The sequence below is a fragment of the Billgrantia tianxiuensis genome (assembly GCF_009834345.1).
GTDB lineage: Bacteria > Pseudomonadota > Gammaproteobacteria > Pseudomonadales > Halomonadaceae > Halomonas > Halomonas tianxiuensis.
This window is the reverse complement of the sequence record NZ_CP035042.1, coordinates 3,438,628-3,465,412: the sequence shown is the minus strand read 5'-3', so window position 1 is coordinate 3,465,412 and position 26,785 is coordinate 3,438,628. Positions and strand designations below refer to the sequence as shown.

24 protein-coding genes and 3 pseudogenes are annotated in these 26,785 nt (G+C 62.6%); 11 read left to right on the top strand and 16 right to left on the bottom strand.

Translation table 11 applies throughout. The annotated features are described in order from the left end of the window. Positions 1 to 10: 10 nt before the first annotated feature. From EKK97_RS16205 to cysP, 7 genes are all read right to left on the bottom strand, one after another. Complete coding sequence (locus EKK97_RS16205) at positions 11 to 1,543, bottom strand: sensor histidine kinase (protein ID WP_159553430.1); 1,533 nt, start codon at positions 1,541 to 1,543, stop codon at positions 11 to 13. Continuing rightward, entirely contained in the window at positions 1,537 to 2,247 is a 711-nt protein-coding gene (locus EKK97_RS16200) for a response regulator transcription factor (RefSeq protein WP_236551247.1), read from the bottom strand. The genes EKK97_RS16205 and EKK97_RS16200 overlap by 7 nt, the downstream gene beginning before the upstream one ends. A gap of 55 nt (positions 2,248 to 2,302) precedes the next feature. Then, positions 2,303 to 2,566, bottom strand: coding sequence for a hypothetical protein (locus EKK97_RS16195; RefSeq protein WP_159553428.1), 264 nt, complete (start codon positions 2,564 to 2,566; stop codon positions 2,303 to 2,305). Between the two features lie 174 nt (positions 2,567 to 2,740). Further along, complete coding sequence (locus tag EKK97_RS16190) at positions 2,741 to 3,829, bottom strand: sulfate/molybdate ABC transporter ATP-binding protein (protein ID WP_159553426.1); 1,089 nt, start codon at positions 3,827 to 3,829, stop codon at positions 2,741 to 2,743. Beyond that, on the bottom strand, positions 3,826 to 4,653 hold the full coding sequence (cysW, locus tag EKK97_RS16185; RefSeq protein ID WP_159553424.1) for a sulfate ABC transporter permease subunit CysW: 828 nt from the start codon (positions 4,651 to 4,653) through the stop codon (positions 3,826 to 3,828). The genes EKK97_RS16190 and cysW overlap by 4 nt, the downstream gene beginning before the upstream one ends. Continuing rightward, entirely contained in the window at positions 4,653 to 5,516 is an 864-nt protein-coding gene (gene cysT, locus EKK97_RS16180; RefSeq protein WP_159553422.1) for a sulfate ABC transporter permease subunit CysT, read from the bottom strand. Before cysT ends, cysW begins: the two co-directional genes overlap by 1 nt. A 40-nt stretch (positions 5,517 to 5,556) precedes the next feature. Then, positions 5,557 to 6,567: a thiosulfate ABC transporter substrate-binding protein CysP gene (gene cysP / locus EKK97_RS16175; RefSeq protein WP_159553420.1), complete on the bottom strand. Its 1,011-nt coding sequence runs from the start codon at positions 6,565 to 6,567 to the stop codon at positions 5,557 to 5,559. Between the two features lie 181 nt (positions 6,568 to 6,748). Here cysP and rpe point away from each other — a divergent pair, with 181 nt between their 5' ends. The 4 genes and pseudogenes from rpe to trpE all read left to right on the top strand — a co-directional run bounded on the left by rpe (position 6,749) and on the right by trpE (position 10,124). Continuing rightward, positions 6,749 to 7,447 carry a ribulose-phosphate 3-epimerase gene (gene rpe / locus EKK97_RS16170; protein ID WP_159553418.1) on the top strand — a complete coding sequence of 233 codons (699 nt, stop codon included), beginning with the start codon at positions 6,749 to 6,751 and terminating at the stop codon, positions 7,445 to 7,447. Positions 7,448 to 7,490: 43 nt separating this feature from the next. Beyond that, on the top strand, positions 7,491 to 7,751 hold the full coding sequence (locus EKK97_RS16165) for a GIY-YIG nuclease family protein (protein WP_159553416.1): 261 nt from the start codon (positions 7,491 to 7,493) through the stop codon (positions 7,749 to 7,751). After that, positions 7,736 to 8,400, top strand: a pseudogene (locus tag EKK97_RS16160) (phosphoglycolate phosphatase). The gene EKK97_RS16165 and the pseudogene EKK97_RS16160 overlap by 16 nt, the downstream one beginning before the upstream one ends. A gap of 239 nt (positions 8,401 to 8,639) precedes the next feature. Next, positions 8,640 to 10,124, top strand: coding sequence for an anthranilate synthase component I (gene trpE / locus EKK97_RS16155; protein WP_159555829.1), 1,485 nt, complete (start codon positions 8,640 to 8,642; stop codon positions 10,122 to 10,124). A gap of 86 nt (positions 10,125 to 10,210) precedes the next feature. Here trpE and EKK97_RS26160 read toward each other — a convergent pair. Both EKK97_RS26160 and EKK97_RS26155 read right to left on the bottom strand, forming a co-directional pair. Continuing rightward, a pseudogene (locus EKK97_RS26160) lies at positions 10,211 to 10,779 on the bottom strand (metal ABC transporter solute-binding protein, Zn/Mn family). Further along, positions 10,761 to 11,177, bottom strand: coding sequence for a metal ABC transporter solute-binding protein, Zn/Mn family (locus EKK97_RS26155; protein WP_422672744.1), 417 nt, complete (start codon positions 11,175 to 11,177; stop codon positions 10,761 to 10,763). Before EKK97_RS26155 ends, EKK97_RS26160 begins: the two are co-directional and overlap by 19 nt. Before the next feature lie 350 nt (positions 11,178 to 11,527). Here EKK97_RS26155 and EKK97_RS16145 point away from each other — a divergent pair, with 350 nt between their 5' ends. Beyond that, entirely contained in the window at positions 11,528 to 12,112 is a 585-nt protein-coding gene (locus tag EKK97_RS16145) for an anthranilate synthase component II (RefSeq protein WP_159553414.1), read from the top strand. 26 nt (positions 12,113 to 12,138) lie between these two features. Next, a pseudogene (trpD, locus tag EKK97_RS16140) lies at positions 12,139 to 13,157 on the top strand (anthranilate phosphoribosyltransferase). A gap of 84 nt (positions 13,158 to 13,241) precedes the next feature. On the opposite strand, the gene EKK97_RS16135 reads toward trpD, so the two are convergent. Then, positions 13,242 to 14,006, bottom strand: coding sequence for a 4'-phosphopantetheinyl transferase family protein (locus EKK97_RS16135; protein ID WP_159553412.1), 765 nt, complete (start codon positions 14,004 to 14,006; stop codon positions 13,242 to 13,244). A 182-nt stretch (positions 14,007 to 14,188) separates the two neighbouring features. On the opposite strand from EKK97_RS16135, the gene trpC reads away from it, so the two are divergent. Further along, the gene (gene trpC, locus EKK97_RS16130; RefSeq protein ID WP_159553410.1) at positions 14,189 to 14,995 is read left to right on the top strand and encodes an indole-3-glycerol phosphate synthase TrpC; all 807 of its coding nucleotides are present in this window, start codon (positions 14,189 to 14,191) and stop codon (positions 14,993 to 14,995) included. Positions 14,996 to 15,007: 12 nt separating this feature from the next. On the opposite strand, the gene EKK97_RS16125 is transcribed toward trpC, so the two are convergent. From EKK97_RS16125 to EKK97_RS23905, 3 genes are read right to left on the bottom strand one after another with little or no spacing between them, the layout of a single operon-like run. Continuing rightward, positions 15,008 to 15,637 (bottom strand): c-type cytochrome, encoded by a 630-nt coding sequence (locus EKK97_RS16125; RefSeq protein ID WP_159553408.1) that lies wholly within the window; start codon positions 15,635 to 15,637, stop codon positions 15,008 to 15,010. 4 nt (positions 15,638 to 15,641) lie between these two features. Next, positions 15,642 to 16,565, bottom strand: a complete 924-nt coding sequence (locus EKK97_RS16120; protein WP_201296905.1) for a PQQ-dependent sugar dehydrogenase — start codon at positions 16,563 to 16,565, stop codon at positions 15,642 to 15,644. Continuing rightward, positions 16,514 to 16,891: a hypothetical protein gene (locus EKK97_RS23905; RefSeq protein ID WP_201296904.1), complete on the bottom strand. Its 378-nt coding sequence runs from the start codon at positions 16,889 to 16,891 to the stop codon at positions 16,514 to 16,516. The genes EKK97_RS16120 and EKK97_RS23905 overlap by 52 nt, the downstream gene beginning before the upstream one ends. Before the next feature lie 295 nt (positions 16,892 to 17,186). Here EKK97_RS23905 and EKK97_RS16115 point away from each other — a divergent pair, with 295 nt between their 5' ends. The 3 genes from EKK97_RS16115 (at position 17,187) to nosP (ending at position 20,835) form a co-directional block, all read left to right on the top strand. Then, entirely contained in the window at positions 17,187 to 17,531 is a 345-nt protein-coding gene (locus tag EKK97_RS16115; protein WP_340162880.1) for a hypothetical protein, read from the top strand. A 145-nt stretch (positions 17,532 to 17,676) separates the two neighbouring features. Further along, a complete protein-coding gene (locus EKK97_RS16110; RefSeq protein WP_159553406.1) occupies positions 17,677 to 18,387 on the top strand; it encodes a class I SAM-dependent methyltransferase in 711 nt (236 codons plus the stop codon). Positions 18,388 to 18,477: 90 nt separating this feature from the next. Continuing rightward, the gene (gene nosP, locus EKK97_RS24895) at positions 18,478 to 20,835 is read left to right on the top strand and encodes a nitric oxide-sensing protein NosP (RefSeq protein ID WP_340162879.1); all 2,358 of its coding nucleotides are present in this window, start codon (positions 18,478 to 18,480) and stop codon (positions 20,833 to 20,835) included. Here nosP and EKK97_RS16095 read toward each other — a convergent pair. Continuing rightward, positions 20,812 to 21,012 carry a DUF2905 domain-containing protein gene (locus tag EKK97_RS16095; protein WP_159553404.1) on the bottom strand — a complete coding sequence of 67 codons (201 nt, stop codon included), beginning with the start codon at positions 21,010 to 21,012 and terminating at the stop codon, positions 20,812 to 20,814. The genes nosP and EKK97_RS16095 overlap by 24 nt on opposite strands. An 88-nt stretch (positions 21,013 to 21,100) precedes the next feature. After that, positions 21,101 to 24,286, bottom strand: a complete 3,186-nt coding sequence (gene ydiJ, locus EKK97_RS16090) for a D-2-hydroxyglutarate dehydrogenase YdiJ (RefSeq protein WP_159553402.1) — start codon at positions 24,284 to 24,286, stop codon at positions 21,101 to 21,103. Positions 24,287 to 24,637: 351 nt separating this feature from the next. Between ydiJ and serS the strand changes: the two genes are divergently transcribed. Then, on the top strand, positions 24,638 to 25,927 hold the full coding sequence (gene serS / locus EKK97_RS16085) for a serine--tRNA ligase (RefSeq protein WP_159553400.1): 1,290 nt from the start codon (positions 24,638 to 24,640) through the stop codon (positions 25,925 to 25,927). Here serS and EKK97_RS16080 read toward each other — a convergent pair. Then, positions 25,905 to 26,669, bottom strand: coding sequence for an SIMPL domain-containing protein (locus EKK97_RS16080; protein ID WP_159553398.1), 765 nt, complete (start codon positions 26,667 to 26,669; stop codon positions 25,905 to 25,907). The genes serS and EKK97_RS16080 overlap by 23 nt on opposite strands. Positions 26,670 to 26,785 lie beyond the last annotated feature (116 nt).

The window sequence follows — 26,785 nt, the reverse complement described above, 5'->3', positions numbered from 1 at the left end:
GCTCCCCAGGTTATGACGTGTTTATAACGTCAGATGAGGGGGAAGTGTACGCCGGTAACCGTATGCAGAAAGAGGCTCCCCCGGAGGCAAGGTTCTCAACGCGAATATCACCGCCCTGAAGCGTCATGATCCTGCGGGCAATCGCCAGCCCTAGCCCGGCATGGCCAGAGCCGTCAGTGGCTTCGCCGCGATAGAAAGGATCAAAGATATGCGGTAGATCCTGTTCTGAAATACCCGTGCCGCTGTCCCGCACGCAGACCTCCGGTTCGCCACCCGCCTGGCCGACCACGACGTCAATGCGACCGCCAGCAGGGCTGTAGGCGATGGCGTTGCTGATCAGGTTATCCAGTACGCGCTCGGTCATGGCCAGGTCGGCGTAGGCGGTCGGCAACGCCGGATCTCCGCTCAGGGTTAGCGTCAACTGATTGTCCCGAGCTGTCTGATCGTGTTTCTGCACCACGTCGTGGACCAGTTCTGCCAGCGGGAAGGGCTCCGGCACGGGCTGTTTCTCCCTCGCCTCGAGGGCGGCAAGTTCGAAGAGCTCATCCACCAAGCGGCTCAACCGCCGACCTTCCTTGAGCGCGATGTCGAGAAAGCGATCCTGCTCTTGCGGACTGAGACGGTCACGTCGCAATTTCAGACTCTCGATATAGCCCTGCATGGACGCCAGCGGCGTGCGTAGATCATGGGATACCTGGGCGATCAGACGACGGCGCTGGGCATCCTTTTCCGTCAGCTGTTCGATCTGGCAGGCAATGCGGTGGGCCATTTCATCGAAGGTAACGCCCAGATAGTCGATCTCATCACGCACCACGGGCCGCCTGCCGTGCCATCTACTGTTGTGCCCAGTGCTATTAGAGCAAGTGCTAGGTGGGCTGAGGCTCATGTCGCTGTTCTCGAATTCCTCCACTAGCCGCGTCAGCGATCTCAGCCGGCGGGTCAGCAGGCGGAAGATCGTCAGTCCTGCGATCATTGCCACCACCAGGCTCACCAGCAGCGCCCAGGCGCTCATCTCCAGCACTTTGCCGCCGCGGGCCATGGTTTCCGCCGCGTCGTATTCCTCACCCCGCAATACCACATAAAGATAACCTTCGGGATTCTCCGCCCCTGGCACCGGGGTGACGGAAAAGACTTTCTGCCGGTCATGACTGCGGGGGTCGTCACCGAGTAGAGGGTACAGGCTCATGTCACCCATCAATCTATGTATGGGCGACAGTGAGACCTGGTTGCGTTTGATCTTCGTCGGGTCTGCGGAATAGGAGAGGATGGTGCCATCCAGGTCCAGCAGGTAGATCTCGATGCTGGGGTTAATCGTCATGTACAGAGCGAACAGCTCTTCCAGGGCGCTACGGTCAAGTTCTCCTTCGCTGACCAGGTTCCTGTCTGATACCAGGTTCTTGGCCAGATCCTGGTAAAGCGCCTGGTTGACCGAGGCGCTATATTCACGCAACGAATAGAGGCTGATGAAGGTATACAGCAGGCCGACAGCCAGCAACAATAAAAACAGGCCCAAGGACAGCCGTGTGTAGAGTGTCTTCAGCATGGATCATTCACGGAAACGATAGCCCACCCCCAAACCGTCTGGATGAACTCCGGTCTGGCTGGGTTCGTTTCGATCTTGCCCCGCAGGCGATTGATGTGGGTGTTGACGGTATGTTCGTAACCTTCGTGGCTGTAGCCCCATACGGTATCCAGTAGTTGGACACGGCTGAATACCCGCCCCGGATGGCTGGCAAAGTGCCAGAGCAGGTCAAACTCCCGCGCGGTAAGTTCGACTGGCTGATCTTTTACGAATACCCGACGGCGCAGCGGGTCAATACGCAGCCCATCGGCGGACAATTCTTCATTGCAGGTTTCCGCTGCCGACGCAGACGCCATGGCGTCCACGCGCCGGAACAAGGCCTTCACCCTCGCGGAGAGTTCGGCCACACTGAAGGGTTTGGTAAGGTAATCATCCGCCCCCATTTCCAGGCCCAGCACTCGGTCCAGTTCACTGCCTTTGGCCGTCAACATCAATACGGGGACGTAGCCAGGACCTGAGCGGATTTCACGACACACCGACAGCCCGTCCATGCCGGGCAACATCAGGTCGAGGATTACCAGGTCGATATCCCCCTCACGAAAACGCGTAAGGCCGGTATCGCCCCGTTCACAAAGAACGGGGTTCATACCAAGTTCGGTCACGTGCATGCTTACGAGTTCACCGATACCCGGGTTGTCTTCGACAATCAGTACGTTTCGCGTCATGGGTTCCTTGCTCTAGGCGCGTGAATGGCCGCGATGAAACCCGGGAGCCTGAGATTTACATGCTCTCGCTTTCCATCTCTTCATCCATGTCCATCTCGTCTTCCGTATCCATGTCGTCTTCCATGTCACTGTTCATTTCCATGTCGCTTTCCATTTCCATGGAGTCGGACATGCCTTCCCTTTTCATGTCGCTCTCGTCAATGGATTCATGCATGTCGTCTTCCATCATGCCCTCTTCGGGCATCATTTCATCCGCCTGGCTGGCCGTTGTCATCAGGCTGAAGAGACAGGTTGCAGCAACTGCAGTGAACTTGTTCATAGTGATTTCTCCTCCGAAGATGCAGCCTGCCGGGCTGGCAGGCTCGAACCTATCGTGGATGCATGGCATCACGGGAGAATCACGGGGTGATTAAGAGTGTATCGCGAAAAGTTCACAAATGTATCACGGCCGGGCTTCATATCCGCTCGGCGACGTTTCGGACGAAGCCCTGGGTCAGGCCGTGGTGGGCTGGCGTAGACGACTGGCTGCATCGCTGAAGCGATGCCAGCGCCGGGGAACGGCGTAAAGGCGCGCGCCGCGGGTGAGCGCCAGCCGCTCGTAATCGGCATGGCTCACAGTGGCGAGCCAGGGTTCGCCCAGCCAGTCCGCCTCCAGCTCCACCCGTACTTCGGCTCCCACCGGCGAGATAGCGGTCACGCACACCGGCAGGTGGGCGTGCTGCGTGGCGTTGGGTGTGAGCTCCAGCTCGTGGGGGCGCAGCAGCAGCTCTTCCGGGCCGTCGGCTAGGTCCACCGCCAGACGGGCGTCACCGCAGGTCAGCACGCCGTCGCGCACCGTGCCTTCGAGGTGATTGACGTCGCCCAGGAACTCGAACACGAAGCGGTTGGCCGGATGACGATAGAGCTCGTCGGGGGTGTCGATCTGCTCGATGCGGCCGTTGCTCATCACTACTACGCGGTCGGAGAGCTCGAGCGCTTCCTCCTGGTCGTGGGTGACGAACAGGCTGGTGAAGTTGAGTTCGTCGTGCAGATGCCGCAGCCAGCGGCGCAGCTCCTGGCGCACCTTGGCGTCCAGTGCCCCGAAGGGTTCGTCGAGCAACAGCACGTCGGGGCGCAGGGCCAATGCCCGTGCCAGCGAGACCCGTTGCTGTTGTCCACCGGATAGTTGGGCGGGGTAGCGGTGGGCCATGTGCTCGAGTTTGACCATCTCCAGCAGGCGATGCACCCGGCGGCGGATCTCGCCGCTCGAGGGACGACTCTTGCGCGGCATGACGGTGAGGCCGAAGGCCACGTTGTCGAACACCGTCATGTGCCGGAACAGCGCGTAGTGCTGGAACACGAAGCCGATACGCCGGTCGCGCACGTGCAGATGGGTCACGTCGCGCTCGCCGAACAGAATGCGGGCGCCGGCAACGTTGTCTGCCGTCTCCAGTCCGGCAATGATGCGCAGCAGCGTGGTCTTGCCGGAGCCGGATGGGCCGAGCAGGCCGACCAGCTCGCCTTCGGCGATATCCAGATCGATCGGCTCCAGCGCCTGGGTCCTGCCGAAGTGCTTGCCGATCTCGTGAAGGCGGATGCTCATGGGTGAACCTCCCGGCGCGCAGCGCGCCATTCCAGGCCGGCCTTGGCGACCAGCGTGAGCAGGGCGATCAGTGCCAGCAGCGATGCGCTGGCGAAGGCGCCCACGGTGTTGTAGTCCTGGTAGAGCTGCTCGAGGTGCAGCGGCAGGGTGTTGGTCTGGCCGCGAATGGCGCCGGAGACCACCGAGACGGCACCGAACTCGCCGACCGCCCGGGCATTGGTCAGGATCACCCCGTAGAGCAGCGCCCAGCGGATGTTGGGCAGCGTCACCCGACGAAAGATGGTCCAGCCGGGAGCGCCCAGGGTCACGGCGGCCTCCTCCTCGCGGGAGCCCTGGGCTTGCATCAGCGGAATCAGCTCGCGGGCAACGAAGGGGCAGGTGACGAAGATGGTCACCAGCAGGATGCCGGGCCAGGCGAACATCAACTGTATGTCGTAGCCGTCGAGCCAACTCCCGAGCCAGCCATTGCGTCCGTAGAGCAGCAGGTAGACCAGACCCGCCACCACCGGAGAGACAGCGAAGGGGATGTCGATCAGCGTCTGCAGGATGCGCCGTCCCGGGAAGCGGAAGCGGGTCACCAGCCAGGCCAGCGCCACGCCGAACACCAGGCACACCGGAATCGTCAGCACGGCGATAAACAGCGTCAGTTGAATCGCTGCCAGCGTGTAGTGGTTGGTGACATTGGCCCAGAACACGTCGATACCCCGGGCGAAGGCCTGGGCGAAGATCGCCACCAGCGGCAGCAGCAGGAACAGGGCCGCCAAGACGACTGCAGCGCTGATCAGCAGGCGCCTGACGGCGGGAGCGTCACCGATCCGTTGCATCAGCCGTGTCCTCCATGCAGGCGCTTGATGAAGCGGCCCTGCCAGATGTTGATGGCGAGCAGCAGGGCGAGCGAGGCGAACAGTACCACCGAGGCGATGGCCGAAGCGCCGGCGTAGTCATACTCCTGCAGCCGCACGAAGATCATCAGCGCGGTGATCTCGGTCTCGTAGGGCATGTTGCCGGCGATGAAGATGATCGCGCCGAACTCGCCCAGCGAGCGCACGAAGGCGAGCCCGGTGCCGGTCACCAGCGCCGGCCATAGGTGAGGCAGGATCACGCGGCGAAAGCCGGTGAAGTCCGAGGCGCCAAGCGTTAGCGCGGCCTCGTCCATCTCGTGGGGCATGTCCTCCAGCACCGGCTGTACCGTGCGTACCACGAAGGGAATGCTGGTGAAGGACATGGCCAGAGCGATGCCCACCCAGGTGTAGGCCACCTGCAGTCCGAGCGGTTCGAGCAACTGCCCCATCCAGCCGTTGCTGGAGTAGAGCGTGGCCAGGGTGATGCCGGCCACGGCGGTGGGCAGGGCGAAGGGCAGATCCATCAGTGCATCGAGCAAACGCTTGCCGGGAAACTCGTAGCGTACCAGGACCCAGGCCAGCAGCAGGCCGAAGGCTGCGTTGACGATGGCTGCCACGGCGGCGGCACCGATGGTGACTACATAGCTCGCCACTACCCGGTCGTTGGTGATGATCGCCCAGTACTCGGCCAGGCTGAGTCCGGCCAGCTGTCCGAACAGCCCGGTCATGGGCAACAGCAGCATCAGCGAGACGAAGGTCAGGCTGATACCTAGCGACAAGCCGAAACCCGGCAGCACCCGCTTGGGGGTGCTGCCGAGGCCGATGGCTAAAGAACGAACGCTCATGGTATCTCGCTTGCGTCGTGCACGTCAGGCGCTTCTGCCATCAGCGACGCCGCTGCAACTGATCGAGTAGGCCGCCGCTGTCGAAGTGCGTTTCCATGGCTTCCTCCCAACTGCCGGCGATGTCTTCGACCAACAGCAGCTCGGTGTCGGGGAAGCGGTCGGCGAACTCCTCGACCACTGCCTCGTGGTGTACGCGGTAGTTGAAACCGGCCAGCATGCGCTGGGCTTCTTCGCTGTAGAGGTAATCCAGGTAGGCCTGGGCCAGGTCCAGGTTGCCGTTGCGCTCGGCATTGGGTTCGACCACGGCCACCGGGAACTCGGCCAGGATGCTCACAGGCGGCACGATCACTTCGTAGTCGTCCTCGCCGTACTCCTGGCGAATGTTGTTCACTTCGGACTCGAAGCTGATCAGCACGTCGCCGATGCCGCGCTCGATGAAGCTGGTGGTGGCGCCACGGCCGCCGGTATCGAAGACCGCCACGTTGCGCAGGAAAGTGCGCATGAAATCGTGGATCTGCTCCTCGTCGCCGTCGAATTCCCGATCGGCAAAGCCCCAGGCGGCCAGATAGGTATAGCGGCCGTTACCGGAAGTCTTGGGGTTGGGGAAGACCATCTTGACGTCGTCGCGTACCAGATCGTCCCAGCTCTCGATGCTCTTGGGGTTGTCCTTGCGCACCAGGAAGGCGGTGGTGGAGTAGTAGGGCGAGGCGTTGTTCGGCAGTTGCTGTTGCCAGTCCTCTGCGACCAGGCCGGCATCGGCCAGTACCTGCACGTCGGTGACCTGGTTGTATGTGACGACGTCGGCGCGCAGCCCCTGCAGGATCGCGCGTGCCTGGGCCGAGGAGCCACCATGGGATTGCTGGATGCCGATCTCTTCGCCGTGCTCCGACTGCCAGTGGTTACGGAACTCGGGGTTGATCGCGGCGAACAGCTCGCGGGCGATGTCATAGGAGGAGTTGAGAATCTCGCGCTCGGCAGCCAGCGCCGGTGTCGCCAGGCCAAAACCCACGGCGGCGGCAAGAAGCGTCCGGCGAAGGGGGGAAAGTCGCATTGGGTGTCTCCGGCAAAGGGAACTTGGTTAGCAAGAGTAAGATCGCGGATGTGGAATTACAATCCGTGTTTTTATTCTTTTTTTCTATATGGTTCATTGATGAAATACCTCTCCCGCTGCTCGAGGAACAGGTGGGTCTGGTAACATGGCGACTTCTATCCGTGCGATGACTGGTAACCCGATGAGCGACGCGAACCGCGACTTTCTGATAGCCCCCTCCATCCTCTCCGCCGATTTCGCCCGGCTGGGCGAGGAAGTGGACCAAGTCCTGGCCGCCGGGGCGGATATCGTCCACTTCGACGTCATGGACAACCACTACGTCCCCAATCTGACCATTGGTCCGATGGTTTGCGAGGCGCTACGCAAGCACGGGGTTACCGCCCCCATCGACGCTCACTTGATGGTCAAGCCGGTGGACCGTCTGATCGGCGATTTCATCGACGCCGGCGCGACCTACATCACCTTCCATCCGGAGGCGTCCGAACACATCGACCGCTCCCTGCAACTGATCCGCAGCGGCGGTTGCAAGGCCGGGCTGGTGTTCAACCCGGCAACGCCCTTGTCCTACCTCGACTACGTCATGAATAAGGTCGACATGATCCTGCTGATGAGCGTCAACCCCGGCTTTGGCGGCCAGGCCTTCATACCGGGCACGCTCGACAAGCTGCGCGAGGCGCGCCGTCGCATCGACGCCTCGGGCCGTGCCATTCGCCTCGAGATCGATGGAGGCGTGAAGGTCGACAACATCGCCGAGATCGCGCGTGCCGGTGCCGACACCTTCGTCGCTGGCTCGGCGGTCTTCAGTGCCGGCCGCGACAGCGACCCGAATCGCTACGACAGCGTCATTCGCGCCTTCCGCGAGCAGCTGGCGACGGTATAGTCGGCGAGCGATGAAAAATCCGTCGCCTTTGTGGTACCTCTACATGGTCGAAACCCGGCAAGGGGTGCTCTATACCGGCATCACCACAGATGTCGAGCGGCGCCTGGCGCAGCATGAGACTGGGCGGGGTGCCAAGGCCCTGCGTGGGCGCGGGCCACTAGCGCTGGTTCATCATGAGCCGGTAGGCAGCCACGGCGAAGCGCTTCGGCTCGAGGCCGAGGTCAAGCGTCTCTCGGCAGCGCGCAAAAGGATCTGGTTGAAAGATCGGCAGGGCCAAGAGGAGTCGCCATGCACCCCATCCTGAACGACATCCGTCTGATCAGCTTCGATCTGGACGGCACCCTGGTCGACTCGGTACCCGACTTGGCAGTGGCCGTGGATGCCAGCCTGGAACGGCTCGGGCTGCCGGCAGCCGGTGAAGCGCGGGTTCGCGACTGGGTGGGCAACGGCTCGTTGAAACTCGTCGAGCGGGCGCTGACCTTCGCCCGAAACGCCCCTCCCGACGAGGCACTGCTGGCTCGCGCCCATGAGGTATTTCTCGAATGCTACGGCCGTGACCCCGGCTCGCGCACACGGCTCTATCCCGGCGTGCGTGAAGCGCTGGATGGCCTGCGTGGTGGCGGCTGGATCCTGACGCTGGTCACCAACAAGCCGTTCGCGTTCATACAGCCGATTCTGTCGCAGTTCGGGCTCGAAGCGCATTTCACCTTGTGCCTGGGGGCGATAGCCTGCCGCAGAAGAAGCCCGATCCGGCCCCGCTGCTGCATGTGGCGGCCCACTTCGGCCTGCCGTCGTCGGCCTGCCTGATGGTGGGCGACTCCCGCCACGACGTTGCCGCCGGTCGGGCCGCCGGCTTCCGTACTCTGGCCGTACCCTACGGCTATAACCACGGCGAACCGGTGCGCGACAGCCGCCCGGATGCGCTGGTTGATTCACTGGCGGAACTCGTTTAGGGTAATTTTCGGTCTTTATCAATGACCTCGGAATCCTTCCGTTTGCCTCCTGCGGGAAACGCTTCGATGGACAGCATGATGCTGCATGACGACCTCTCTGCCCGTGGCTGCCTTCGCTCGGCCGCCACCCTGACGGTGCCACTTTCTGCCCAGCCCGCTGGCTGGCGATGGTGAAGCTCGCCGAAGCATCGCCCTGATTCACCTACCGTCACCGTCTTATATTCGAGGGCCTGGTCATGATGACTCCCGAACGTTTCCGTACGCTGGTTGACGCCGGCTACAACCGTATTCCGGTCACCCGCGAGGTGTTGGCCGATCTCGACACGCCGCTGTCGACCTACCTGAAGTTAGCCGACGAACCCTGGACCTTCCTGCTCGAATCGGTGCAGGGCGGAGAAAAGTGGGGGCGCTACTCGATTATTGGCCTGCCGTGCCAGGAGCGTATCGAAGTGCGTGGTTTCTCCGTCAGCCACATGCGGCAGGGTGAGTGCGTCGAACGTTTGGAGGTAGAGGATCCGCTGGCCTGGATCGAGCAGTTCCAAGCGCGTTTCCGCGTGCCCAACCTCGATGACCAGCCGCGTTTCGATGGTGGCTTGGTGGGGTATTTCGGCTACGATACCATCCGCTACATCGAACCGCGTCTCAGGGGCGTCGAAAAACCCGATCCGCTCGGCGTGCCGGACATCCTGCTGATGGTCTGCGACGAACTGGTGGTGTTCGACAACCTCTCGGGGCGGCTGACGCTGTGGACTCATGCAGATCCGGCCGCTCCGGATGCCTATGCCAAGTCGGTGGCACGCCTCGAGGGCCTGGAGCGGCGCCTGCGCAGCGCTGGCGTTCAGGCCGCCAGCCCCGGTACCGGGCGTAGTGAGGTAGAGGAAGGGCACTTCACCTCGGGATTTACCGAGGCCGGTTTCAAGGCGGCGGTGGAGAAGATCAAGGAGTACGTGTTGGCTGGCGACGTGATGCAGTGCGTGCCTTCGCAGCGCATGTCGATCCCCTATCAGGCCTCGCCGCTCGACCTGTACCGCGCGTTGCGCAGCCTCAATCCCTCGCCCTACATGTTCTTCTTCAACCTGGATGATCACCATGTGGTGGGGTCATCTCCTGAGATCCTCACACGGCTGGAGGACGGCGAGGTCACCGTGCGACCGATCGCCGGCACTCGGGTTCGCGGCAAGACCGAGGAAGAGGATCGAGCGCTCGAGGCCGAGCTTCTGGCCGACCCCAAGGAGATCGCCGAACACCTCATGCTGATCGACCTGGGGCGTAACGACGTGGGCCGCATCAGCGAGACGGGATCGGTGCAGGTGACCGATCAGATGGCCGTCGAACGCTACTCCCACGTCATGCACATCGTCTCCAACGTCACCGGGAGACTGAAGCCTGGGCTTAGTGCCATGGATGTGCTTCGTGCCACTTTTCCAGCGGGCACGCTTTCCGGTGCGCCCAAAATTCGCGCGCTGGAAATCATCGACGAGCTGGAACCGGTCAAGCGAGGCATCTATTCCGGCGCAGTGGGCTACCTGTCGTGGCACGGCAACATGGACACTGCCATCGCCATTCGCACCGCGGTGATCAAGGATGGCGAGCTGCACGTGCAGGCGGGAGCCGGTGTGGTCGCCGATTCCGTGCCCGAGCTCGAGTGGCAGGAGACCCTCAACAAGGGGCGTGCCATCTTCCGTGCCGTGGCGATGGCCGAGAAGGGGCTGGATAACCTCTAGACGACTTCGGCCGCTGGCACGTCCATGGTGCGGGCGGCCGCTCTCTCAACGAAGGCAAACCCGGCTCATCGAGACGAGGCGAGTACTTACTCGCTCACGCTGCTGCCTTCCGTTTCCTGCTCGACATCCTCTGCACTCTCTTCGCTCTCTTCCTGGATCAGGGCGTTGCGGATCAGGTTGGCATTGTGGCGCATCATGGCCACGTAGTTGGAGGCCTCGCCGCCGGACTCGCTGAGCGAGTCGACGTAGAGCGGACCGGCAACCGGTATGCCGGTATCGGTAGCGATGCTGCGAATGTAGCGGTCCGACAGGGTACTTTCCCAGAACAGGGCGCCGGGTCGGGTCTCGTCGATCAGGTCGACGATGCGCATGACCTGCTGGGGTGAGCCTTCGGTCTCGGCATTGTTGCCCCAAACGCCATCATGGCGAAAGCCGTAGGCCTCGGCGAAGTAGACAAAGGCGGCCTCGGTGGTGATCAGGGTCCGCTGCTCCTCGGGAATCTGCACCAGGATTTCCCCACTTCCTCATGCAGTGCTGCCAGCTTCTCCTTGGCGGCATCGGCTCTTGCCTGGAAGTTGTCGGCGGCCTGGGGATGGAGTTCAGCCAGGTGATCGGCGATCACTTGCATGTACTCTGCTACCGCGCGTGGGTCCATCCATAGGTGGGGTCGGGTTCGCCAGTATATTCCCCGGTGACGATCGGCTGTGTCGGGTATTCCGTGGCTTCGGCAACCGGTATCAGTGGGGCCCGGTTGCCTACGGTGGCGTAGACCTGGCGCATCCACTGCTCGAGCTGGTAACCGTTGTAGAAGACGACATCGACATCTTCCAGGGCAATGAAGTTATCCGGGGTCAGCTCCCATTCGTGCACTTCGGCCCCGGCAGGGGTCAAGACAACCAGTTCGATATCGTTACCGCCAACCTGATTGACCAGATCGCCAAGTAGGGAAAAACTGGCGACAACTTTGGGATTGGCTGTTGCAGCCGTGACGTCGCCAACCATGGCAGCGAGAGGCAAGGCCAGCCAGAAACAGGCTCGGCGGGTATAGCGCATCGTCAATCTCCTTTTTGCGGTAGCGCATGTGCCCCGATGATAGAGATTGGGAAGAACACTGGCCAGCAGTGACGGGCGTCGCTTCCCATTCGCGCATGCCGGTTCGCTCACGGTACGGCTTGCCGCCATCTTGCGTTGACAGCCCGGCCGCCACGACGGCACTATTGCGTCATGAACGCAAACGCCCACATGCCGAACATGATCCAGTGGTGGCGCTCCTGAGCGAGGGGCGGCACGCTGACGATTGAAGAAAATGCCGCCGTCGGGGCGGCTTTTTTGTGTCCGAAGCAGGCCCTGCACGGCTGGCCGAGCCTTATGAACATTGCAAAGATTGAACGGGACCTTACGCCATGTCCGTGCTGATGATCGATAACTATGACAGCTTCACCTTCAATGTGGTGCAGTATTTGGGGGAACTGGGTGCTGAAGTGGCGACTTATCGCAACGATGCCATCACGCTGGAGCAGATCGAAGCGCTGGCGCCGAGCCACCTGGTGATCTCGCCGGGACCTTGCACCCCCAACGAGGCGGGCATTTCACTTTCCGCCATTGAGCATTTTGCCGGTCGCCTGCCAATTCTCGGCATCTGCCTGGGACATCAGGCCATCGGTCAGGTCTATGGCGGCAAGGTGGTGCGTGCGCCCCAGGTGATGCATGGCAAGACCTCGCGGATTCGCCATACCGGCCAGGGCGTCTTCGCCGGCCTCGAGCACCCGCTGGAGGTCACCCGTTACCACTCCCTGGTGGTGGAAGCCGAAACCCTGCCCAGTTGCCTTGAGGTTACCGCTTGGACCGATGAGGACGACGTGACGCCTGGCTTGATCATGGGCCTGCGTCACCGCGAGCTGGACATCGAGGGCGTGCAGTTCCATCCGGAATCGATCCTGACCCGTCAGGGGCACGAGCTGCTGGCCAATTTCCTGAAGCGCCGCTGAACCGCAAGAAAGAGGAGTTCCTGTCCATGCAGATGCGAGACGCCATTGCCGCGGTGATGCGCCACGAGAACCTGAGTTTCGATGAAACCCACTCGGTAATGCAGCAGATCATGACCGGAGAGGCCACCGATGCTCAAATCGGTGGCCTGTTAGTTGGCTTGGCCATGAAGGGGGAGACCGCCGAGGAGATCGGTGCCGCCGCCCAGGTCATGCGCGAACTGATGAAGCGGGTGCATTTGGTTGCCGAGAACGTGGTGGACATCGTCGGTACCGGCGGTGATGGTGCCAACCTGTTCAACGTCTCGACCGCTTCGAGCTTCGTTGCCGCTGCGGCCGGCGCCCACGTGGCCAAGCACGGCAACCGTAGCGTCTCATCCTCTTCCGGCAGCGCCGACCTGTTCGACATGGCCGGCATCCATCTGGACCTCAAGCCGGAACAGGTCGCGCGCTGTATCGAACAGGTGGGGGTCGGCTTCATGTTCGCCCCCAACCATCACCCCGCCATGCGCTTCGCCATCGGCCCGCGCCGCGAGATGGGCGTACGCACCCTGTTCAACATTCTCGGCCCCTGACCAACCCCGCAGGCGCGCCTAACCAGGTGTTGGGTGTGTACGCTGCCGAACTGGTGCCGCTGATGGCCGAGGTGTTGCGTCAGCTCGGCAGTCGTCACGTCATGGTGGTGCATGCCGAGGATGGCTTGGACGAGATATCCCTGGCCGTTCCCACTCAGGTGGCCGAACTCAAGGACGGCGAGATTCGCCGCTACACCATCGCTCCCGAGGACTTCGGCATCGAGCGCCAGGAGCTGGCCCCGCTCAAGGTAGTCAGCTCGGAGGATAGCTTGCGCCTGGTGCGCGAGGCGCTGGTGGGCGAGGGGCCGGGGGCTGATATCGTCTCCCTCAATGCCGGTGCGGCGCTCTACTGCGCGGGGATCGCCGACACCCTGAAAGAGGGCGTGATGATGGCCCAGGACGCCCAGGCCTCCAAGCTGCCGCTGGAGAAAATGAAGGAACTGGCGGACTTCACCCGCGTACTGATTTCCTAATGACCGGGGCGCCATGCGGCGCCCCCTTCTCGTTACGGCCCCATCGTGGTGTCCTCCGTTCGGATCAGCAGCGATGGGTGGCTCTCAGGCGGATGTCCTGTGTCCCGCTCCCGCACCAGTGGCTGGTAGTGCCACCAGACTCAGAATCCTGCCGTTGTCCAGGCAGACCATGCCTGTCACCTCCCGGCCAGCCATCCAACCTTTGCCCAAGTCCTCCAGCAGGCGCAAGCGTACGGAGCCGATGCCGTGCCAGGCCACCAGCTCGGCGGACTGAAAGTGAAACATGCGGCCCACCAGAGGGTAGAGGGCCTTGAACAAGCTTTCCTTGAGGGAAAAAGTCGCGCCGACCATTAGCCCTACGTTCGACGGGTCCAACTGCTCCAGTCGAGTTGCCTCCCCCGGTGCAAGCACTCTTCTGGCCAGTCGCTGGGCCTCCTCGGTGCCAAGCAGCCGCTCGGCGTCCAGCCCGAGCCCTAGATAGGCCTGCCGGTGGGCGACCAGGGCCGCGGCCCAGCCGTCGTTATGGGTGAGGGCGCCAACGCAATCCACGGGCCAGCGGGGGGAGCGATCATCGTTCATGCCCGGGCAGGCATCCCGACCGTCCAGCAGCCACAGTGCACGCTGGGCGCAAAGGCGTCCGGCGACATACTCTGCCCGCCGCTTGGCAATGGCTCCATGCAGGCGGGACGGAAGGGTGACGCCATGACAGTCTGAAGGGGGAGCTGCGCCTGCCTGCTCATCGAAAAGAGCAGAGTCGAAGCGAGTCGCGACCAGACGGATATCCGGCAGGGGTGAATCCCAGGGCCAGTCGCTGGTAAAGGGGCCGATAAAGGAAGGAGACGTGTCCATGGGCGGATTCTGGCATGGGCCGGAGTGTTGGCGCCATGTTGTGCTGGTATTCGAGCTGGGTGAGAAGGAGGCTACGCGCCGACTTTGGGCGCTGTGACTTTCCATGTCGAGCCGGGGCTAGGTAAGATGGAACGCTTTCCGGCATCACCCGCGGCCTGCGCCGCCTGCACCGAGACAGTACCATGAGCCCAACCAAGGACGCCCCGACCATTCTCACCCGCATCCTGGCCCGCAAGGACGAAGAAGTGGCCGAGCGCAGCCGCGCCGTGTCCGAAGCCGAGCTGCTGGAGCTGGCCCAGCGCCAGAGCGCCCCGCGCGGTTTCATCGCCGCCCTGGACCGGCGCATCGCCGAGGGCGACCCGGCGGTGATTGCCGAGATCAAGAAGGCCTCGCCCTCCAAGGGCATCATTCGCGAAGACTTCCGCCCCGCCGAGATCGCCGCGAGTTACGCCGCCGGTGGTGCCGCCTGCCTCTCGGTGCTGACCGACGCTGACTTCTTCCAGGGACACGAGGACTTCCTCATCGCGGCCCGCGAGGCGTGCGATCTACCGGTCATCCGCAAGGACTTCATCGTGCACGGCTATCAGGTCAGCGAGGCACGCGCCATCGGTGCCGATTGCATTTTGCTGATCGTCGCCGCACTGGACGACACCCAGATGGCCGACCTCTACCAGCAGGCAACGGCGCTGGGTATGGACGTGCTGGTCGAGGTGCATGACGCGCTGGAACTCGAGCGCGCGCTCAAGCTCGGCATCGGCCTGGTGGGCATCAACAACCGCAACCTGCACACCTTTGAGACTCGCCTGGAAACTACCCTGGAGCTGCTGCCGCGGATTCCCGCCGAGGTGACCGTGGTGACGGAATCCGGCATCCATACCCAGGCCGACGTGCTGCGCATGCGCGAGCACGACGTGCATGGCTTCCTGGTCGGCGAAGCTTTCATGCGCGAGCAGGAGCCGGGCGAAGCGCTGCGGCGGCTGTTCTACTGAGCGCTGCGTGAATTACTCCTCGACAGGCCCATAGTGAGCGAGGAAGTGTGCCAGGGCATTGATTTCCTCCTCGTCGATGCCGCGCATGATATCGATCATGGTGGTATCCGGGCCGCCACGGCTGCGCTCTCGATAGGCCAGCATGGCCTGAGCGAGATAGTCCTCGCGCTGATGTGCCAGGCGAGGCATCTGCTCCTGTCCGGAAAAGTCGGAGCGATGACAGCTGGCGCAGCGATGCTGACGCGCCAGCACGCGCCCTCGCTCCATCAGTTCCGGCTCCGGTTCGGTCTCGGGTGTCTTCACGGGACGCTCGGCGTAGTAAGCCGCCAAGGCCTGGATCTCAGCGTCTGAAAGCCCTTGGGCCTGGGGCGTCATGATCTCATCCCGCCTCAAGCGTTCGCGAAAATAGATCAGTTGATTGACGATGGCGAGAGGCGGCTGACCGGCGAGCGACGGAACGCCCGACGTGCTGGAATTGCCGTCCTCGCCATGGCAACTGGCACATATCGTGACTTGCTCCTCCAGCGGCAGGCCCGCTGCCGGCCCTTCCTCCCCCCAGGCCGGCAGTGCCGCTAGAGCGACCCCTACCACAACGATGGCAGGGGCACGCCGCCATGGCGACGTGCGTCCATAACGGGGCATGGCTTCACTCCATGTAGCTTGGGGTCTCGTAGCTGATACGATAGATCGCGCCGTTCTGCTCGTCGGAGACCAGCAGCGCGCCGTCCGGCATCTGCAGCACATCCACCGGCCGTCCAGAGAAGGCGTTCTCGCGTGGGTCCAGCAGGCCGACCATGAAGGGCGACAGATCGGCACGCCTCCCGTCCTCGGAGAGCTTGGCCACCAGTACGTCGTAACCCACGCTCAACGTGCGGTTCCAGGAGCCACGGCGGGCGATGAAGATGGCGTTGCGGTACTCCTCGGGGAACATCTCACCGGTGTAGAAACGCATGCCCAGCGGAGCGCTGTGCGGATCGGTGACCGCGGCAGGGAGCGTCTTGTCATCGCAGGCATCGGCACTGCCAAGTTCGGGGTCGATCATGCCCACGCTGTGGCACACGGGAAAGCCGAAGTGCTCGCCCGGCTCGCCGAGGCGATTGAGCTCGTCGCCGGGACCGTGCTCGCCGATCCAGTCCTGATTGTTGTCGGTGAACCATAGCTCGTCGGTTTCGGGATGAAAATCGAAGCCAACGCTGTTGCGTACACCACGTGCCTCGACCCGCATGTCGCTGCCGTCCGGCTCGAAGCTGTGGATGGTGGCATGGGTGTCGGGATCGACCTCGCAGCCGTTGCAGGGTGCTCCGACCGGAACGTAGAGTCGCCCATCGGGACCGAAGGCCAGAAACTTCCAGCCGTGGTGCTCGTCATCGGGCAGGCCGAAGGCATCGGTCAGTTCCTCAGGCTCGGGAATGTCATCACCATTGGCCAGATGCGACTCGATATCGTCGTAGCGGAAGATGCGGTTAATGGCCGCCACGTAGAGACTGCCATCCTTGAAGGCGACGCCGTTGGGCTGGGTCAGGCCCTCGGCGACAATGACGTGTTCCCGCTCGTCGCCGTTGTCGCGCACCGCATAGACACGCCCGATACCGCGGGTGCCGATGAACAGCGTGCCTTCGTCCCGAGTGCCATCATGCGTGCGCCCGGCATACCGTGCGCCCAGATCTCGGCATTGAACCCATCCGGCATGCGCAGGTGGTCGAGGGGGATCTCCTCTCGCGGAGTGGTCGTCAGCGGAGTGGCGTGGGGCGAGAGGGGTGAGTCGGCCATGTCGGCCGAACGGCCTTGGGCCCAGGCGGGTTCGTGCTCGTCTCCCAGCGCGGCGAGAGAGGCGGCGCCGAGAAGGCCTGTGGCGGAAACGGTCAGGACGAAACGTTGCAGGGAAGAGGGAGACATCGTTGGCTCCTTGTTCTTGTTCGCGTTTTCGTTCGTCGCTGGCGTGTACCTAACTAAGCCAAGCGAAGCGTGCCCACATCAGCCTAGGAGTTCGTTTGCCGTCTAACCGATATATTTTTTCTATCGAATCCCTCAGCAGACTTGGTGCATCGCCGCACAGCGTAGCGTGGGCCGTCATGGCTGTGGATTGCGTTGACGTGCGCTAGCGGGCTATGTGTTGCGGTTGTCATTCCTCCTTGACTCCAAGAGGTCGATGGAGGGTAATGGCTGATCAAGTCTGTCGGTCGATAGGGAAATGGAACCAGTCATTCAAGAAGAAATATCCGGTTGTGGCATTGCTGCGAGCGCCGTTATTGCTGGCGTTACATATGCTGAGGCAAAGCAGAAAGCTAACGCTATAGGTATTTACGCCGAAGACACGGCCTTGTGGTCCGAGACTGAGTATGTGCGGAAACTGTTAAGGGAGTTTAGTATTTCGCTTGCTCCCAAGGAAACGCCATTTGAGACATGGGAGCTGCTTCCAGACAAGGCTCTCATGGCCATTAAATGGCGTATGGAAAAAGGCAGCCCATTCTGGCATTGGGTGGTTTTTTTCAGAGATGAAAGCGGCGCTGTGGTGCTGGATTCAAAAAAGCCTTGAGAACCAATGTTCGAAGGGATTTTGGACGCATAAGGCCCAAGTGGTATATTGCGGTAGACAACTGAAAATTTCAGATAATGAAAAGCGTCCACGGTGGGCCGCCGCTATGCTTTGCATTGGGTGGAAAGCGAGCAGGGAAGAGCTAATGAAACAAGACGAAATCAAGGCATTATTCGATCAACAGGCTGCAGGCTACGATACGCAGTGGGAAAAGACGTTGCCGATTCGAAACTGTCTTCACTTTCTACTGGAGTCGGCGTTTGTCGAGCTTCCCTCAGATTCGCACATTCTCTGTGTCGGGGTCGGAACGGGAGCGGAGCTGGCTCACCTTGCTCACAACAACCCTGGCTGGCGGTTTACCGCGGTAGAGCCATCCGGCGCAATGCTCGAAATCTGTCGGCAACTGGCCGAAAAGGATGGATTCGAGATGCGCTGCCACTTTCACGAAGGCTATCTTGAATCACTTGCCGATGTTGCAGAGTTCGATGCGGCGACCTGCTTTCTGGTCTCTCAATTCATTCTCGATCAACAGGCGCGCTCTGAGTTTTTTCTGGAAATAGCGAAGAGGCTCAGGCCAGGAGGGCTTCTTGCGAGTTCTGATTTGTCTTCGGATATAGGATCCCCTGAATATGAGGTGTTGCTTCGCCTCTGGATGAACATGATGGCGCGGGCAGACATTTCGCCCGAGGGAGTTGAGCGCATGCGTAAGGCTTACGCCAATGACGTTGGAGTGCTTCCGCCGAGTAGAGTGGCGTCAATCATCGAGTCAGGTGGCTTCGAGTCGCCAGTACAATTCTTTCAGGCTGGGTTGATTCATGCCTGGGTGTCGAGGCGTACCCCGGGGCGGATCATCTAAGAATATTTAAAGCATGGTCAACGACTAGAGGCTCAATCTTCAGCGGCTGTGGCCGATAACAATAAGGACGACCCACGAGGGGGAGCCGCCATGAGCCGGATTCGCAGCATGCAAACCCGCGCTGAGGATGCCTGCACTGCCGTACGGGAGTTTCATCAGGAGGTGATCCAGCCCGATACCGAGCTGGTGCTGTTCTTCTGTTCCAGTCACTATGATCTGGCAGCGCTGGCTGACGAGATGAATCGCCTGTTCGGTGACATACCGGTGGTGGGGTGCACTACCGCCGGTGAAATCGGTCCCCTGGGTTACCTCGACCACACGCTCACTGGTGTCAGCTTCCCGGCTGGCAGCTGTACGGCGGTCACCGGACGGTTGGATGACCTTCAGCAATTCAGCATCGCGCGTGGCCAGACCTTTACCGACTCTCTCCTGCAACGCCTCGATGCGCGGGCGGCAAAGCCGAGCGGCGGCCATAGCTTCGGTTTTCTCCTCATCGATGGCCTGTCCGTGCGTGAAGAGCAGGTAGCACGAACGCTGCAGACGGCGCTGGGGGATATCGTGCTGGTGGGCGGCTCGGCCGGCGATGACCTGTGCTTTGATCAAACCTGGGTATTCCATGACGGTGCCTTCCACCACGACAGTGCCGTACTGACCTTGTTGAGTACTGATTTTCCGTTCCGCCAGTTCAAGACGCAGCATTTCCTCTCGCTGGAGGAGCGCTTGGTCGTCACCCGGGCCGATGCGGAACAGCGGGTCGTCTACGAGATCAACGGCATACCTGCTGCCCAGGCCTATGCCGAGCTGATAGGCGTCACCGTGGAAGCGCTCGAGCCGCACCATTTTGCTGCTGCACCGGTGGTCGTACTGATCGATGGCACCGACTACGTTCGCTCGATACAAAAAGCCGGGCCAGACGGTAGCTTGACCTTTTACAGCGCCATCGATGAGGGGCTGGTCCTGCGTGTGGCCCAGGGCATGGACTTGGTCTCTGACCTGGAGGCAACCATGACGCAGCTGTGCGAGGAACTCGGCTTGCCTCAGTTGGTTCTCTCTTGCGATTGCATACTGCGCAACCTGGAGGTCACGCAGAAGAATACCAAGGCGGCGGTAGAGGCGGTTCTTGATCGCTACAACGCGGTTGGCTTCAGTACTTATGGCGAACAATACGGCGGTGTGCACATGAACCAGACACTGACCGGTATCGCCATTGGCGATTGCATCCGCAGTAAAATGAGTGGGTTGGTAAGCGGTTGGAGTTTGCATGATCGACACAAACAGCAAGCGCCGCGAGCTGTAGCACCCCGGCCGGTGCCGCAGCGACAGCTTGAGGCCGAACAACTGCGCAAGATGGTGCAGGCCTTGATGGACCGAGCCGAACGCAGCACCAGCGTGCGAGGCTCGGGTTTCAGTCTCTTCCAGACCGCAGTGATGCTGGAAGACCAGGTACGGGCTCGAACCAGGGAACTGGAGGCGGCGCTGCGCGAGAACGAGCAGATCAACCGCGCCTTGCAGCAGGCTCAGGAGGACATGGCGCGGGAGATTCGCGAACGGCGCGAAGCCCTCGTGGCCCTGGAGCGCGAGAAGGAGGAGCAGCGAGTCCTCATCGGTAAGCTGGAGGAAGCTCATAATCAACTGCTCCAGTCGGAGAAGCTGGCTTCGATCGGCCAGCTTGCCGCGGGCGTTGCCCATGAGATCAACAATCCCATTGGCTTCGTCAATTCCAACCTCAACACCCTGCGTCGGCACATCAATGATCTGCTGCGCCTGATCGATGCCTACGAAGCGGTCGAGCCGTCATTGACGGCCGAGGCTGCTGGGCAGATCGCGCAGCTCAAGATAGAGCTCGAACTGGGCTATTTGCGAGAAGATGTTGGTGCACTGATTGCTGAGTCGATCGATGGCACGTCCCGGGTACGGCGCATCGTTCAGGATCTGCGCGACTTCTCCCGTACCGGTGCCACCGATTGGCAGTTTGCCGACCTCCACCAGGGGCTTGAGAGTACACTCAACGTGGTGGCCAACGAGATCAAGTACAAAGCCACGGTAGTGCGAGAGTATGGCCAATTGCCTGCCGTCGAGTGTGTACCAGCCCAGCTCAACCAGGTATTCCTCAACCTGCTGGTCAATGCGGCCCAGGCGATCGAAGAACACGGCACCATTACCCTTCGAACCGGCTGTGAGGGCGATCAGGTTTGGCTCACCTTCGCCGATGACGGCGCGGGAATTCCAGACGAGTTGCAGTCGCGGATCTTCGATCCCTTCTTTACCACCAAGCCGGTTGGGCAGGGGACCGGCCTCGGCTTGTCGCTCTCCTATGGCATCGTGCAGAAGCACGGGGGCCGAATCGAGGTCGACAGCCGGCCTGGGGAGGGCACGACTTTCACCCTATGGCTGCCAGTTAGACGTACCGCTGAAGAAAATGCTTCAGCGGTTGAACAGCCACAATAACCCACTAATGAGCAGGCTCAGCAGGATCATGGTGGTGATCGGGAAGTAGAACGAGAAGTTCTCGCGGCGAATGGTGATGTCGCCCGGCAGTTGACCGAGCGGCAGCTTGGAGAGCCATGGCCAGAATAGGCCGATGACGATGATACACAGGCCGATGAGGATCAGGGTGCGGGACATCCGGCCTCCTGCTCTCCAGCTTGTTTTTCCTGCTGGTATGACTTGTTTGGCCAGCAAGGCTGGCGGGTATCCCGCCAGCCTTGCTCGTTTACCAGCTTAGCTGACGCAGGTGGCTGAGCAGCCCCTGCAGCGGGTGCGGCAGAGCCTGGCCGGAGAGGCGGCTGGCCTGGCTGCGGCAGGAGTAGCCGGTGGCCAGCAGGCGGCTCCGGTTGGCCTCATCCTCGACCACTGGCTGCCACGACTGGGCGTAGATGGTCCTCGAAGTCTCGAGGTTGCGCGCCTCGTGGCCGTAGGTACCGGACATCCCGCAGCAGCCGGTGGCGACGAGTTCGAGCTCGAAGCCGAAGGCGGCGAATACCTGCTGCCACGCCTTGGGGCTACCCGGGGCGTTGGTCTTCTCGGTGCAGTGGGAGAGCAGCCGGAAGCTCGGGTCGTCGAGTTTCTCGAGCTCCCGGGCCAGGGCCGGCGGCACCAGGCGCTTGCCCTGAGCCACCAGCCACTCCTGCAGCATCAGCACCTCGGGCACGGCATCGGGCCCCAGCGCTTTCACGTACTCCTGGCGGTAGGTGAGGGTCATGGCCGGGTCGATGCCCACCAGCGGCACGCCGAACTCGGCCAGGGCGCGCAGCCGTCGGGCCTGTTTCGCTGCCGTGCGCTCGAATGCGCCAAGGAAGCCCTGCACGTGCAGCGGCTTGCCGTTGGCTGAGTAGGGGGCGACGAACACCTTGATGTCCAGGCGCGAGAGCAGCTCGACGATGTCCATCACCAGTTCTGCCTCGAAGTGGCTGGTGAAGGCATCCTGCACGATGACCACGCTCCTGGCTTTCTGCGCCTCGCTGAGCAGGCCCAATGAGGTCGGTGTAGCCTCGGCGACGCCCCAGGTGCGCAGCTGCTTGGTCAGCCGTGCGCGAGAGAGGCGTGGGCTGTCGACCAAGCCGATGTGCTGCGACAGCAGCCGGTCCACCAGGCGTTGCTTCAGCGCGGCGTTGTACAACGGCGCGGCGTGGGCGAGATAGGGCACGAAGAACTCCATGCCGCCGATCAGGTAGTCCCGCACCGGGCGCAGGTAGCGGCCATGGTAGACCTCGAGGAACTGCGAGCGCGAGTCTGGTACGTTGACCTTGATCGGGCACTGGCCGGCGCAGGACTTGCAAGCCAGGCATCCCGCCATGGCGTCGTAGACTTCATGGGAGAAGTCGGCCTCTTCCCGGCGGCGCCAGGTGTTACGCACCCGAGCCGGCAGGCGCTTGAAAAAGCCCCAGGCGCCTTCGTGGCGCTGTTGGCGCGCCTCTTCCACCAGGTCGATCCCGGCATTGCCCTGTAGGCGCAGCCACTCGCGGACGAGGCTGGCGCGGCCCTTGGGCGAGTGGATGCGATCGCGTGTCGCCTTCCACGAGGGACACATGGCGTCGTCGGGGTCGTAGTTGTAGCAGGCGCCGTTGCCGTTGCAGTACACCGTGGCGGCGTGGGCCTGCCAGGCGCGCTCGTCGATCTGGCGGTCGAGCTGGCCGCGGGTGGGCACGCCGTCAATGGTCAGCAGGCCCGGGTCGACCAACTGTACGGGTGTTCCGGCCTCGGCTTCGGCAGGCGTGGCAATCTTGCCGGGATTCAGCTGATTGTGTGGGTCGAAGGCGGCCTTGACCCGCTGCAGGCTGGGGTAGAGTTCGCCGAAGAACTTGGGGGCATACTCGGAACGCACCCCCTTGCCATGCTCGCCCCACAGCAGGCCGCCGTACTTGTGGGTCAGCTCGGCCACTTCGTCGGAAACCTCGCGGATCAGCCGCTCCTGTTCCGGATCCTTCATGTCGATGGCGGGGCGCACGTGCAGCACGCCGGCATCGACATGGCCGAACATGCCGTAGCTGAGCCCGCGGGCGTCCAGCGCGGCGCGGAATTCGGCGATGAAGTCGGCCAGCTGCTCCGGCGGTACGGCGGTGTCCTCGACGAAGGGGATCGGCCGCTTCTCGCCCTTCTCGTCGACCTTGGCATTGCCCAGCAGACCCACGGCGCGCTTGCGCATGCCGTAGACCTGCTGGATCTGGGCGCGCCCCTGGGCCAGGGTGTAGCCAAGGCGAGGTACGCTCTCATCCGTTTCCAGATGACGACCGAAGGCAGCCACCCGCTCGGCGAGCCGCTCGGGATCGTCGTCGTTGAACTCGATCAGGTTGATGCCGCGTATGGCCACCGCCTGCCGTTCGGCTGTGGCGGTATCGCCCACGGCAGCGGTGGCAGACGCCTCGCTGGGGAAGAACTCCGCCACGCTGTCCCAGACGAAGTCCTCCATGGCCAGCAGCAGTACCCTGTCGTCCACCGTCTCGATGGAGGTGGGTCTGGCGGCGGAAGCCATCAGTGCCTTGGCGTCGCGCAGGGCGTCCATGAAGCCGGCATAGCGCACGTTGACCAGGGTCGAGTGCTTGGGGATCGGCAGCACGTTGAGCACGGCCTCGTTGAGGAACCCGAGTGAACCCTCGGAGCCACACAGCAGGCTGTTGAGGTCGAGACGTCCTTGTGCGTCCCTGAGATGCGCCAGATCGTAGCCGGTCAGGCAGCGGTTGAGCGGCGGAAACTTGGCCTCGATCAGCTCGCGCTGGGTGTCGATGATCTCGCGGGCGGTACGGTAAGCGTCGCCGATCACGCCGCTGTGGTGACACAGCGTCTCCAGCTCGGCGTCGTCCACCGGGCGACTGAGCAGCCGCTCGCCGCCAAGTAGCACGGTGTCGAGCTCGATTACATGATTGCGGGTCTTGCCATACTCGCAGCTGCCCTGGCCGCTGGCATCGGTGGAGATCATGCCGCCGATGGTGGCGCGATTGGAGGTGGAGAGGTCTGGGGCGAAGAACAGCCCATGAGGCTTCAATGCCGCGTTGAGCTGATCCTTGACCACGCCGGCCTGCACGCGCACCCGGCGCTGCTCGACGTCGATCTCCAGTATCCGGTTCATATGGCGGGAGACATCCACCACCAGGCCATCGGTGAGCGACTGGCCGTTGGTACCGGTGCCGCCGCCGCGGGGCGTGAGCACCACCTGGCGATGCTTGGGCTCGGCGGCGAGCCGGGCGATGCGTTCGAGATCCTCGGCGTGGCGCGGGAACAGTGCCGCCTGGGGCAGGCGCTGGTAGATCGAGTTGTCGGTGGCCAGCACCGTGCGGTCGGCATAGTCCGGGGCAATCTCGCCCTCGAAGCCCGAGTCTTTCAGCGCCTCGAGAAAACGCAGGTAGTGAGCGCCGAGGCCCTCGATGACAGGAGCGTCGGCGATGTCCAGTCTTGCGATCATGGCTAGTCGTATTCGGTCGTTTGATGCCGCCCGTTAGGCGAGACGGCAAGGAGTGACGCTACTTTACCGCGAGAGGCAGTGACGCGCATCCGCAGGATGCGCTGGCGAGGCTGGGTCGGCAGCGCCTGCCGCGGTTTGGGCTGCGGCAAGCGGTATCGAGTGGCTGGCATCTCGTCTCTAGGCATTGGTCTGGCAGATGATGATAGGACGTCACCGCACATTGGCAAAGCCAACGAGCGAAAACTGGGCAGCCTGCATGAGGGGGCCGTGAGCGCGTGGCGCCCTCACGGCCTTTTGCCTACAATGGACGGCTCGATTTTCCGATTCACCGACTGTTACGGACCGGATTCCATGCTCGATCCCAAACTGCTGCGCAGCGACCTCGATACGGTTGCCCAACGACTGGCCAAACGTGGCTTTACCCTCGATACCGAACGGCTCGAGGCGCTGGAGTCCCGGCGTCGTGACTTGCAGACCGAGACCGAGTCCCTGCAGAACGAGCGCAATACCCGCTCCAAGGCGATCGGCAAGGCCAAGGCATCCGGCGAGGACATCCAGCCGCTGCTCGACGAGGTGAGTGACCTCGGCGACCGCCTCGATGCCGCCAAGCGGCAGCTAGCGGAAGTTCAGGAGGAGTGGGATGCCCTGGTCAGTGGCATTCCCAACCTGCCCCACGACAGCGTGCCGGCAGGCGAGAGTGAGGAGGACAACGTCGAGCTGCACCGCTGGGGTACGCCGCGCGAATATGACTTCGAAGTGCGCGACCATGTCGACCTGGGCGGGCTCAAGGGAGAGCTGGACTTCGAACTGGCGGCCAAGCTGACCGGTTCGCGCTTTGCCGTGATGCGTGGCCAGATCGCCCGCCTGCACCGGGCGCTGACCCAGTTCATGCTCGACAAGCAGACCCTCGAGCACGGCTACGAGGAGTGCTACGTTCCCTACATGGTCAACGAGGCCTCGCTGTTCGGTACCGGCCAGTTACCCAAGTTCGGCGAGGATCTGTTTCGGCTGGACGACGAGCGCAGCTTTCATCTCATCCCTACCGCCGAAGTGCCGCTGACCAACTTCGCCCGCGACGAGATCCTCGAGCATAAGATGCTGCCGCTCAAGCTCACGGCGCACACGCCGTGCTTCCGCAGCGAGGCGGGTTCCCACGGTCGCGACACCCGTGGCATGATCCGCCAGCACCAGTTCGACAAGGTCGAGATGGTGCAACTGGTCGAGCCCGAGAAGAGCTATGAGGCGCTCGAAGAGATGCGCGGACACGCCGAGGCGATTCTGCAGGCGCTCGAGTTGCCCTACCGGGTGGTCACGCTATGTACCGGTGACATGGGCTTTGGCGCGGCCAAGACCTACGATCTGGAAGTGTGGCTGCCAAGCCAGCAGACCTACCGCGAGATTTCTTCGGTCTCCAACTGCGAGGATTTTCAGGCGCGACGCATGCAGGCGCGCTTCCGCCATCCCGAGCAGAAGAAGCCGCAGCTGTTGCATACCCTCAACGGCTCGGGCCTGGCGGTGGGACGCTGCCTCATCGCAGTGATGGAGAACCACCAGAATGCCGATGGCTCCATCACCGTGCCCGAGGCGCTGCGCCCCTATCTGGGTGGCATTGCCACTATCAATTCTCGATCTCCCAACTGACGCTGACGCCCGCCTCGATGACGATCGTCCCGGGGCGGTACTCGGCCTGCTGGGTACTCTCCCGGGCGTCAGCGCTCATTGCCATCATGCGCGGCATGTAGATAGGAGAGCGCGTCTCGCTGATAGAGGCTACCGGTCCCAGCGAGACGTTCATGGTGCGCGCCATCAGCTCGGCCTTGTGGCGGGCCTTCTCCAAAGCCATCACCAGTGCCTCGTCGGTGGCGGCATCGCGATCGGCGAGGTCGTAGCTGATTCCATCCATGGCATTGACGCCGGCCGCGGTCAAGGCGTCGAGCAAGCGCGGCAGGCGCTCCAGATCGTCGACGCGGACCTGAAAGGGCCGCTCGAGTCGGGTGCGCATCAGCATCTCCTGGTCGGTGTCGCTACGCCGTGGAGCGGGTACGTACTCGGGCTGCACGCTGAGCGAGCCGGCACTGATGTCGTCGCGCTCCACGCCGGCTTCCTCCAGCGCGCCGATCAGAGCGGCGGCGCGCTCCTCCAACCGATCACGAGCCTGGCGCAGAGCGTCGGGATCGGTATCGTCGTCGTGGCGCGCCACAGCCGGCGTGCGCTCCCATAGCCGGGCACTGAGCGTCGCACGATCCGGCACCACATCGAGCTGGGCTTCGGCCTGCACGTCCAGCCGGGCACGTGGCTCATCGGCTTGGGTAGCGGTTGCCATGAACGGAACGACGGTCAGCCAGCCACCTAGCAGCAGGTAGCGAAAGCGAATCGAGGGCATCGGGAAAGCCTCCTTGCGGCAATGAGAAAAATGGGTAGTGGGGCCTCGGGTCGTATGATGCCCGCACTACCGCCGGGAACGGGCGAGTTTGTGCGCCCGCCCGGTAGGGCTCATGA

What these genes read in the sequence shown, in the direction of transcription:
- EKK97_RS23905 (WP_201296904.1), bottom strand. Translation starts at nt 16,891, where the DNA reads ATGTCTCCCTCTTCCCTGCAACGTTTCGTCCTGACCGTTTCCGCCACA.
- trpE (WP_159555829.1), top strand. Translation starts at nt 8,640, where the DNA reads ATGACTCCCGAACGTTTCCGTACGCTGGTTGACGCCGGCTACAACCGT.
- EKK97_RS26155 (WP_422672744.1), bottom strand. Translation starts at nt 11,177, where the DNA reads ATGCGCTATACCCGCCGAGCCTGTTTCTGGCTGGCCTTGCCTCTCGCT.
- trpC (WP_159553410.1), top strand. Translation starts at nt 14,189, where the DNA reads ATGAGCCCAACCAAGGACGCCCCGACCATTCTCACCCGCATCCTGGCC.
- EKK97_RS16165 (WP_159553416.1), top strand. Translation starts at nt 7,491, where the DNA reads ATGGTCGAAACCCGGCAAGGGGTGCTCTATACCGGCATCACCACAGAT.
- EKK97_RS16110 (WP_159553406.1), top strand. Translation starts at nt 17,677, where the DNA reads ATGAAACAAGACGAAATCAAGGCATTATTCGATCAACAGGCTGCAGGC.
- EKK97_RS16190 (WP_159553426.1), bottom strand. Translation starts at nt 3,829, where the DNA reads ATGAGCATCCGCCTTCACGAGATCGGCAAGCACTTCGGCAGGACCCAG.
- EKK97_RS16145 (WP_159553414.1), top strand. Translation starts at nt 11,528, where the DNA reads ATGTCCGTGCTGATGATCGATAACTATGACAGCTTCACCTTCAATGTG.
- EKK97_RS16135 (WP_159553412.1), bottom strand. Translation starts at nt 14,006, where the DNA reads ATGGACACGTCTCCTTCCTTTATCGGCCCCTTTACCAGCGACTGGCCC.
- rpe (WP_159553418.1), top strand. Translation starts at nt 6,749, where the DNA reads ATGAGCGACGCGAACCGCGACTTTCTGATAGCCCCCTCCATCCTCTCC.
- EKK97_RS16115 (WP_340162880.1), top strand. Translation starts at nt 17,187, where the DNA reads ATGGAACCAGTCATTCAAGAAGAAATATCCGGTTGTGGCATTGCTGCG.
- ydiJ (WP_159553402.1), bottom strand. Translation starts at nt 24,286, where the DNA reads ATGATCGCAAGACTGGACATCGCCGACGCTCCTGTCATCGAGGGCCTC.
- serS (WP_159553400.1), top strand. Translation starts at nt 24,638, where the DNA reads ATGCTCGATCCCAAACTGCTGCGCAGCGACCTCGATACGGTTGCCCAA.
- EKK97_RS16080 (WP_159553398.1), bottom strand. Translation starts at nt 26,669, where the DNA reads ATGCCCTCGATTCGCTTTCGCTACCTGCTGCTAGGTGGCTGGCTGACC.
- EKK97_RS16125 (WP_159553408.1), bottom strand. Translation starts at nt 15,637, where the DNA reads ATGCCCCGTTATGGACGCACGTCGCCATGGCGGCGTGCCCCTGCCATC.
- EKK97_RS16095 (WP_159553404.1), bottom strand. Translation starts at nt 21,012, where the DNA reads ATGTCCCGCACCCTGATCCTCATCGGCCTGTGTATCATCGTCATCGGC.
- cysP (WP_159553420.1), bottom strand. Translation starts at nt 6,567, where the DNA reads ATGCGACTTTCCCCCCTTCGCCGGACGCTTCTTGCCGCCGCCGTGGGT.
- cysW (WP_159553424.1), bottom strand. Translation starts at nt 4,653, where the DNA reads ATGCAACGGATCGGTGACGCTCCCGCCGTCAGGCGCCTGCTGATCAGC.
- EKK97_RS16195 (WP_159553428.1), bottom strand. Translation starts at nt 2,566, where the DNA reads ATGAACAAGTTCACTGCAGTTGCTGCAACCTGTCTCTTCAGCCTGATG.
- EKK97_RS16205 (WP_159553430.1), bottom strand. Translation starts at nt 1,543, where the DNA reads ATGCTGAAGACACTCTACACACGGCTGTCCTTGGGCCTGTTTTTATTG.
- EKK97_RS16200 (WP_236551247.1), bottom strand. Translation starts at nt 2,247, where the DNA reads ATGACGCGAAACGTACTGATTGTCGAAGACAACCCGGGTATCGGTGAA.
- cysT (WP_159553422.1), bottom strand. Translation starts at nt 5,516, where the DNA reads ATGAGCGTTCGTTCTTTAGCCATCGGCCTCGGCAGCACCCCCAAGCGG.
- nosP (WP_340162879.1), top strand. Translation starts at nt 18,478, where the DNA reads ATGAGCCGGATTCGCAGCATGCAAACCCGCGCTGAGGATGCCTGCACT.